The sequence below is a fragment of the Cysteiniphilum halobium genome (genome assembly GCF_003574425.1).
Classification (GTDB): Bacteria; Pseudomonadota; Gammaproteobacteria; order Francisellales; family Francisellaceae; genus Caedibacter; species Caedibacter halobius.
In genome coordinates, this window is record NZ_QLIU01000075.1 from 1 (window position 1) to 921 (window position 921).

Sequence of the window (921 nt, forward strand, 5' to 3'; positions counted from 1 at the left end):
ATAGTAGTTCCAAAATAAATCCAATTTAAGTAAACTATTGACTATATTAGTGTTTGGATTATGGAATGGATGTCATATAGTTTAGATCTTCGTAAGCGGGTAGTTGAGTTTGTCCAAGCCGGTGGTTCAAAAGCAGATGCTTCTCAAATGTTTTCAGTCAGTCTCTGGTGTGTAAACGAATGGTGCAAACGTGATAGTTTAAAGCCTATTTCCCCACCTGGTCGACCACGTAATAAATTGGATTGGGATGCATTAAAGAAAGATATTCAGGATCATCCTGATAGGCTTTTGCGAGAACATGCTAAGAAATATGGTGTTAGGATTAATTCAATTTGGCATGCTTGCAAAAAAATGGGTCTTACCCACAAAAAAAACAACAAAGTATAGTGAACGTTGCCATCTAAAACGTATCAACTACTTGCAGATTTTACGTAAGCTGGTCATTAAAGGCGGAAAAGATAAGATTGTGTATGTTGATGAGTCAGGGTTTGAGCTTAATACCTATCGTCCCTATGCCTGGTCAATGAAAGGAAGAAAGGCTTATGGCGATAAAGCTGGAGTAAGGTATAAGCGCACTAATTTGATTGCTGCTAAACGGGGGAAAGAGCTATTAGCACCTTATTTGTATGAGCAAACAACAACAAGCCACTGGTTTAATCAATGGCTTGAGCATAGTTTAGTAAAAGAGCTCAAACCAGGGTCAACGGTTATTATGGATAATGCGGCATTTCATAAAAAAGACAGCATACGGGAGATTTTAAAAAAACATGGTCATCAAGCATTATTTCTACCGCCATACTCACCTGATTTTAATCCCATTGAGCAAGATTTTGCAATTATGAAAAAGAAAATGATATATGGAGAATATACAGCCTTAGAAGAATTGATTAAGCAGTATGGAAATATTTTGGAATGACTATA

2 protein-coding genes are annotated in these 921 nt (G+C 36.7%); both read left to right on the forward strand.

The window, feature by feature from the left end; all coding sequences use genetic code 11:
• Nucleotides 1–69 precede the first annotated feature (69 nt).
• Complete coding sequence (locus DNK85_RS10725) at nucleotides 70–387, forward strand: IS630 transposase-related protein (protein WP_162896688.1); 318 nt, start codon at nucleotides 70–72, stop codon at nucleotides 385–387.
• Nucleotides 338–916 carry an IS630 family transposase gene (locus tag DNK85_RS10730; protein ID WP_162896689.1) on the forward strand — a complete coding sequence of 193 codons (579 nt, stop codon included), beginning with the start codon at nucleotides 338–340 and terminating at the stop codon, nucleotides 914–916. The genes DNK85_RS10725 and DNK85_RS10730 overlap by 50 nt, the downstream gene beginning before the upstream one ends.
• Nucleotides 917–921: the final 5 nt, after the last annotated feature.